11 protein-coding genes and 1 tRNA gene are annotated in these 5796 nt (G+C 56.0%); 10 read left to right on the plus strand and 2 right to left on the minus strand.

All coding sequences use genetic code 11. The annotated features are described in order from the left end of the window. The first annotated feature begins 159 nt into the window (after positions 1–159). Entirely contained in the window at positions 160–606 is a 447-nt protein-coding gene (locus ACQRCJ_RS11935) for a hypothetical protein (protein ID WP_337375631.1), read from the plus strand. 78 nt (positions 607–684) lie between these two features. Here ACQRCJ_RS11935 and ACQRCJ_RS11940 read toward each other — a convergent pair whose 3' ends face one another. Next, entirely contained in the window at positions 685–957 is a 273-nt protein-coding gene (locus ACQRCJ_RS11940; RefSeq protein ID WP_300644963.1) for a type II toxin-antitoxin system YafQ family toxin, read from the minus strand. Continuing rightward, positions 957–1232 carry a type II toxin-antitoxin system RelB/DinJ family antitoxin gene (locus ACQRCJ_RS11945; RefSeq protein ID WP_297219851.1) on the minus strand — a complete coding sequence of 92 codons (276 nt, stop codon included), beginning with the start codon at positions 1230–1232 and terminating at the stop codon, positions 957–959. Before ACQRCJ_RS11945 ends, ACQRCJ_RS11940 begins: the two co-directional genes overlap by 1 nt. Before the next feature lie 117 nt (positions 1233–1349). Here ACQRCJ_RS11945 and ACQRCJ_RS11950 point away from each other — a divergent pair, with 117 nt between their 5' ends. The 9 genes from ACQRCJ_RS11950 to ACQRCJ_RS11990 all read left to right on the plus strand — a co-directional run. Continuing rightward, complete coding sequence (locus ACQRCJ_RS11950; RefSeq protein ID WP_304037628.1) at positions 1350–1544, plus strand: hypothetical protein; 195 nt, start codon at positions 1350–1352, stop codon at positions 1542–1544. Continuing rightward, entirely contained in the window at positions 1531–1878 is a 348-nt protein-coding gene (locus tag ACQRCJ_RS11955) for a hypothetical protein (protein WP_427799884.1), read from the plus strand. The genes ACQRCJ_RS11950 and ACQRCJ_RS11955 overlap by 14 nt, the downstream gene beginning before the upstream one ends. 124 nt (positions 1879–2002) lie before the next feature. Then, complete coding sequence (locus ACQRCJ_RS11960) at positions 2003–2353, plus strand: hypothetical protein (RefSeq protein WP_427799885.1); 351 nt, start codon at positions 2003–2005, stop codon at positions 2351–2353. After that, on the plus strand, positions 2353–2892 hold the full coding sequence (locus ACQRCJ_RS11965; protein WP_427799886.1) for a dUTP diphosphatase: 540 nt from the start codon (positions 2353–2355) through the stop codon (positions 2890–2892). The genes ACQRCJ_RS11960 and ACQRCJ_RS11965 overlap by 1 nt, the downstream gene beginning before the upstream one ends. Positions 2893–2897: 5 nt before the next feature. After that, on the plus strand, positions 2898–3746 hold the full coding sequence (locus ACQRCJ_RS11970; protein ID WP_427799887.1) for a hypothetical protein: 849 nt from the start codon (positions 2898–2900) through the stop codon (positions 3744–3746). Between the two features lie 119 nt (positions 3747–3865). Then, positions 3866–4057 (plus strand): hypothetical protein, encoded by a 192-nt coding sequence (locus ACQRCJ_RS11975; RefSeq protein WP_427799888.1) that lies wholly within the window; start codon positions 3866–3868, stop codon positions 4055–4057. A gap of 11 nt (positions 4058–4068) precedes the next feature. Continuing rightward, on the plus strand, positions 4069–5106 hold the full coding sequence (locus ACQRCJ_RS11980; RefSeq protein ID WP_427799889.1) for a tyrosine-type recombinase/integrase: 1038 nt from the start codon (positions 4069–4071) through the stop codon (positions 5104–5106). Next, positions 5086–5230 (plus strand) — tRNA-OTHER (locus ACQRCJ_RS11985). Before ACQRCJ_RS11980 ends, ACQRCJ_RS11985 begins: the two co-directional genes overlap by 21 nt. A gap of 259 nt (positions 5231–5489) precedes the next feature. Further along, positions 5490–5796, plus strand: a 307-nt coding sequence (locus ACQRCJ_RS11990) for a hypothetical protein (RefSeq protein ID WP_427799890.1), incomplete at its 3' end; no start/stop codon positions are given.

Here is a 5796-nt window from a genome sequence, read left to right on the forward strand (position 1 = left end):
CATGAGGAGGACATATGCTGCCCACCTTCAATGTCATCACCTGCCGCCGGTGCGGAAGATCGTTCATGGCCCCATCGCCCAGGTACAGGTTCTGCCCTGGCTGCCAGAAGGAAAAACACAGGCGTACCGATGCCGCCCGACGGGCCGCGAGGCGTTGCCATGTCTGATCCCAACGACAAGTCCGCCTCCATTTTGCTCAAAAAACAGGGCAAAACGGAGGCTATTTTTCTATACGACTTTGCCCAATTTACGGGGCAAAATGAGGATGCCGGGCTGTACCGTGCCAAGATCAATGGCTGCTGGCACTGCCCAAACGGCAAATACACGGCCCTGTCAGCGGATGCCGTGGCCGCTCTGGTACGCGACTGGCTCACCGGTGCCGTGCCTCCCGGGCCACGTCCGCAAGGGCTGGACAAGCCCGTCCGCGTCTTCGCCCACTGGGATGATGACGATGGCGGAGGCTGCGGGCAAGCATGGACAAAGACACCGCCCCACTTGGGCGCGGATGCCCGTTGGTGGATCTGGATAGACGGCCCGCGCCTGGTGCGCTGCGAAGACGTACGCGTGCTGACGCGGGAAGAGCTGCGGCAACTCACCAGCAAGTGAGCATCACCAACGAAAACAGGCCGTTGCCTTCGCGTCGTGCGGGGCAGCGGCCTGTTGGGCACGTTGATTCAGGGCATATCAGAACAGATCGCTGTGCGTGCCTGTCCGCAGAAGATAGAGGACAAGTTCTTCATCCGCGATCTCGTACACCAGCAGCCAGTCCGGCGTGATATGGCATTCACGGCATCCGGCAAAGTTGCCGGACAGGGCATGATCCCGGTTCTTTGCGGGCAGGGGCTCCCCTGCCGCCAGTTGCTTGATGATCTCCGTCAGCAGCGCCATGTCATAGCCGCGCTTCTGCGCCCGTTTCACGTCCTTCTGGAATTTGGTGGTGGGCTTTATGGTGAGCATCAGGCGAGCAGCTCCTTCATCATGGCCTCGGCGTCCGTATAGCCCTTGTAACGTTCGGGATGCTGCTTCATCTCCCGGACTTCGGCCAACGCCTCAAGGCTTTCACGGTTGGGCTGGTTCAGCGCCACTTCAAAAGGAAGCCCCTGGCGCTGGATGGCCTGCCGCAAAAAGATGTTGACCGCCGTGGTCATGTCCATGCCCAGCGCGGCGAACAGCTCCTGGGCCTGCTGCTTGACCGCGCTGTCCATACGAATAGTCATGCTGGTTGTCGGCATATGCTGTCCTTTTTTCATAAAAAATATGTCTGACAGGTGTACAGTGTCAAGATAACAGACATGTTTTGTAATATCTTCCCTGTGAAGACCGCCTGACGAGCAGCCAGAGTAAACGATATGACCAACACAAACCACAACTACCGCCGCGCCCGCAAGACGGAGACGCCCTGCCGCTGGTGCATCTACGGCCTCATGCGGGCCGGTGCCGGACGGGTGCAATGCCTCCTGTGGGGGCTGGCTGCGAAGAAAGGCCACACCTGCGATGCGGCGCGGGCGGTGATGATGAAGGAGGTTCCGCATGGCGCTGAGTGAAGCTGAAGAAAAATGGCTGGAGGACAGGGACGCAATCCAGTTCGCCACCGGTGAATATCTGTGCGGGCTGTACCCGGAAATGCTGGTTGACGACTTCCAGGACGCTGCCGAGTTCGAGGCCCGCGTGGCCGAAAAGATGGCAAAGCCAAGAAAAGAACTCCGCCCCAAGGGCTGCTCGTGGTACGAGAAGAACGCTGACGGGCACCTGGTCAGAAAGACCGCCTGCCCGCCCCACCACGACATCGACAAATGCGCCGGGTTTGCCACCTGTTCTCTCTACCACGCCCGCCTCGCCGCCGAGGCTGAAATGGACAACACTGCCGGATCAAAGTAGGCTACCGGCGTTTCCTAGGTTCTAGGTAGTTCACGCTCAAGTGAGCTGCTGCCCAAGGCCACGGTCTTCCCGTGGCCTTTTTTGTTGCCGCCATGAGCGGCTTTTTTTCATTCAGGAGGAAGATATGAAAGTCTTCATTTCCCAGCCCATGAAGGGAAAGACAAAGGAAGAGATCGAGGCCGACAGCGCCCTTGCTTGTAGGCTTCTGGAACTGGCTGGTCATGAGGTTATGATTGGCTACAAAGACAATCACCCCAAGACGAAGCATGAGGCCCTGTGGTGCCTGGGGGCGTCCCTTAAAATCCTCTCCCGCTGTGACGTCCTGCTCTACATCGGTGAGCGCGATAAGAACACTGAATTGCCCAGGGGATGCGAGGCTGAGATCCATTGCGCCGGTTCCTATGGTATCCCCGTGTTTTACGGGGAAGAAGGACTGCGCCGTCTTTGCTTCAAAGGATTGCAGGAGAAAGCGTAATGGAAATCAAATTCGTGAAGACCCACCCAGACGCCGTCATCCCCACCCGCGGCAGCGCCGGTTCCGCCGGTTTCGACTTGACCGCGGTAAGCCTGCGCCGCGCCGCCGACCTCTACATCTACGACATCGGCATTGCCATGGAGATCCCGGAAGGCTACTGGGGAGGAATCTACGCCCGCTCCAGTCTCTTTTTCACCGGTCTGGAAAAGTGCGGGGGCGTGTGCGTCATCGACAGCGACTACCGGGGCAGCATCCTTGTCATGTTCCGCGAAGTGCCCGGCGACCAGCACGCCCGCCGTCTGGCCCTGCACCCCATGTTCCCCGGAAAGACGGGGCTCATGCACCCCTACAAGCCCGGCGACCGCATCGCCCAGCTCATCATCCAGCCGTGCGTCATGCCTGTCATGGGGCGCGTCACCCTCTCCGAAATGGGCAGCATTCGGCCCTACTGCGATCTTCAAAAAGTCGAGTTCGTGGAAGTTGACCACCTGTCAAAGACAACCCGCGGCACAGGCGGATACGGAAGCACGGGAAGGTAGTAGCTATGAAGACCAGCATCAGGAAGCGGAAAAAGTTCTCCGTCTCCGGCAACAGATGCCCCTACTGCGGCACGGTCTACAAGCATGAAGGGATGGCCCGCAACTGCCTGCGCGGGCCTCTCTGCCGTATCTACAACAATGTCACCGGCGACAGGCGGCAGATAGCAGACATCCAGTTCAAGGCAGCGGCCTGCGTCCAATTCTTCGCCGCTCCACTCCTCAAGTGCGACAGGGACGGAGAATACTATCAGAAGATCAAACAACATGCCCAAAGCTGCCTTGACCTCATCGACGTGTTATACAGTAAGATGATGCCCCTTCGGTGCGGCATGGCGGTCTTTGATGCTTCAACCACCAAAGCCGCACGGCTCCTGGAATCCATCTGGCCGCCGGTCAAAACCGACATGACCCACCTGCTGGCCGTCATGTCCACACTGTTCTACGACGTTCGCCGCGCCCTGGACGAAGCCTGGCAGCATTACCCGGCGTGGGATACCGACGACGTGTGGGCTGAGATCGAGCAGGAGACGGACGCCCTTTTTGATCTTTTCAACCCGGAGGGGACAGAGGACTACCCGCATATCGACAAGGTGATGCCCGCCTATGACACCCTGCGAGAGTTCATCCTTCCCGAGCGCAAGACGGACATGCGCCTCTACCTGGCAGGGGAACGCTTCTGGATCGCCGCACCAACCAAGGCCGAAGCACGGGAAATCCTGCGCACGGAGACGGGCCTCGTCGGCCTCGCCATGAAAGGCATCGACCTGGGCGAAAAGCTGGAAGACGGGCGCACAGCAGGGGAGCTTCTGGCCACGGCCAATGGCATGCCAAAGATCGTGGCGCGGGCCGCGTAAAACAGGCCCCCTAAAAACTTCCTTTGCTGTCACAATTCCGCGGATCTGAAAATCTGGAAAAGCCGCACAGAAATTCACCTTTTCCCGTGGCCGGCACACGATACAAGGAGCTGACTGCCATGAGCAGGACAGACGCCCAGGAGCGACTGGCAGAGATCCAGAAGCTTTTGCAGGAACGACAGGCAGTCGTAAAAAAAGTAGACATCATCGACAGGCAAATACAGGAACTTGCGGGGCTATGCCCCGACAAAAAGAGAAAGGCCGCCCCCCTGAGCGCACGAGATTTTGTCCGGGGGTGCGGCCTTTCATAATTGGTGGACGTATGAGCATCTCGCAGCGACGTGACGGCAGATGGATGGTGAAGTACAAGCCCCACGGAGAAAGGGCATGGAGACAAAAAACCTTTGTGGACGAGCAGACAGCACGGGCTTGGGAAGCTGAATTCCTGGCGGAATCTACAGCCGAAGAAGAGCGCCTGACACTGGGCGAGGTGGTCATGCTCTATTACCGGAGCCACCCGGAAAGTCATCCCCGGACCAAGCGTAATGTCGTCTACTTCCTGGCGGGGCACGACGCTGATGGAAAGCATGTTCCCGGAGTAGGGGAGTTCCTGCGGGACAAGTTCGCCGATGCCCTGACACGACAGGATCTGGAGCGGATGCGGGAAGGCTTCCGCTCCAGAGGGACAGGAAACAACACCATCAACAAGTATCAGGCCTACCTGCACGCCATACTGGCCTGGGCCGTCGATCAGGAGCTCATCAGCCGTAATCCCTGGCGGGACTACAAACGTTTGCGTGTGCAGCGTCACCTATGCATGACGACGCTTGAAGATTTTCGGCGGGTCTATGCCTTTCTTCCCGCCCACCTGCAATGGGCCTTCAAGACAGCTTTTGCACTGGCCTTGCGACCGGGGCAGGTCGAACTCTTTTCCCTCACCTGGGATGCCTTTGATTGGCGCCGGAGCTTCGTCCATGTGCGTCAGGGCAAAACAGGGCTCATCAAGACCGTCATTCCGCCAGCCATGTATATGGAGGAAGCTGCCCGGCGTTACGCGGTGGACAGAGGCGCCGGGATCCATCTGGTCTGCCATCGTCATGGCCGACGGATCATATCATATAAGGATGCGTGGGCGTCTGCCTGCAAGAAAGCAGGTGTGAAAATGCGGCCCTACGATGTGCGGCACCTATCGGCCAGTGAGATGCTGGCCCGGGGAGCCGACCTTGCCTCGGTGGCTGCCCAGATGGGCCATTCTTCGGTCACGACAACGGGCAACACCTATGCCCATGTGACGGCAGGAGGGCAGGCAAGGGCGGCTGCTCTGATGCCTGTATTGGATGCCGAGAAGGTTCTTCTCTAAGAGGTTTGCACCATGTTTTTTGGTGCAACTTTTTTGTAAGTAGCTGATAATAAAAGACTACAAAGCGGACTCAAAATCCGTCGGTGGCAACACCTTGCGAGTTCGAGTCTCGCTCCCGGTACCATAAAAAAGATCAAGGGTTTACGGTTCGTCCGTGAACCCTTTTTGCTTTATCTGTATCTGTGACCTTGTTTAATAGGGTTGCAATACTAGCGGATTTAGATCGAGGTCGCTTTGATGTGAAAAGTTTAATTGTGTATTATATAGGTTTTTTTATAATAATGTAATATTGGATATGAAATGATAATTTACAATGAATATGAAAATAACCTTTTTGTATCTTTGAATATGTATTGCTATATCGCAAAAATTACGGAGAGAATATGAAGCATGTAATTGAATCATGGAGCGGGGTAGATAATGTTAGTAGATATAACCATCAAACAGGGTATATTGATATATATACACCTCACGCACTAATTCAGATTGCTGGATTTATTAAATATAAAATGAAAGATGATATAATTGTATATAGAGGGCAAACGCGAGACTATGGTGAGTTAGAGCCATCACTATATAGAAATAAAAAAGGAAGTAGACTTAGCGATATGTCTTCAAAAAGAAGAACTAGTGATCTCAAAATTATAATTGACGAGCTTGATAAGCGGCATGCATTTTTAGACGCTGTAG

Origin of the sequence: Desulfovibrio sp. SGI.102 (assembly GCF_050314315.1) — a bacterium.
Taxonomy (GTDB): Bacteria; Desulfobacterota; Desulfovibrionia; order Desulfovibrionales; family Desulfovibrionaceae; genus Desulfovibrio.

Bases quoted from the DNA above. Each gene is read 5' to 3' on its own strand.
- ACQRCJ_RS11945 (WP_297219851.1), bottom strand. From the start codon at position 1,232: ATGCCGACAACCAGCATGACTATTCGTATGGACAGCGCGGTCAAGCAG.
- ACQRCJ_RS11965 (WP_427799886.1), top strand. From the start codon at position 2,353: ATGGAAATCAAATTCGTGAAGACCCACCCAGACGCCGTCATCCCCACC.
- ACQRCJ_RS11950 (WP_304037628.1), top strand. From the start codon at position 1,350: ATGACCAACACAAACCACAACTACCGCCGCGCCCGCAAGACGGAGACG.
- ACQRCJ_RS11980 (WP_427799889.1), top strand. From the start codon at position 4,069: ATGAGCATCTCGCAGCGACGTGACGGCAGATGGATGGTGAAGTACAAG.
- ACQRCJ_RS11960 (WP_427799885.1), top strand. From the start codon at position 2,003: ATGAAAGTCTTCATTTCCCAGCCCATGAAGGGAAAGACAAAGGAAGAG.
- ACQRCJ_RS11970 (WP_427799887.1), top strand. From the start codon at position 2,898: ATGAAGACCAGCATCAGGAAGCGGAAAAAGTTCTCCGTCTCCGGCAAC.
- ACQRCJ_RS11975 (WP_427799888.1), top strand. From the start codon at position 3,866: ATGAGCAGGACAGACGCCCAGGAGCGACTGGCAGAGATCCAGAAGCTT.
- ACQRCJ_RS11940 (WP_300644963.1), bottom strand. From the start codon at position 957: ATGCTCACCATAAAGCCCACCACCAAATTCCAGAAGGACGTGAAACGG.
- ACQRCJ_RS11935 (WP_337375631.1), top strand. From the start codon at position 160: ATGTCTGATCCCAACGACAAGTCCGCCTCCATTTTGCTCAAAAAACAG.
- ACQRCJ_RS11955 (WP_427799884.1), top strand. From the start codon at position 1,531: ATGGCGCTGAGTGAAGCTGAAGAAAAATGGCTGGAGGACAGGGACGCA.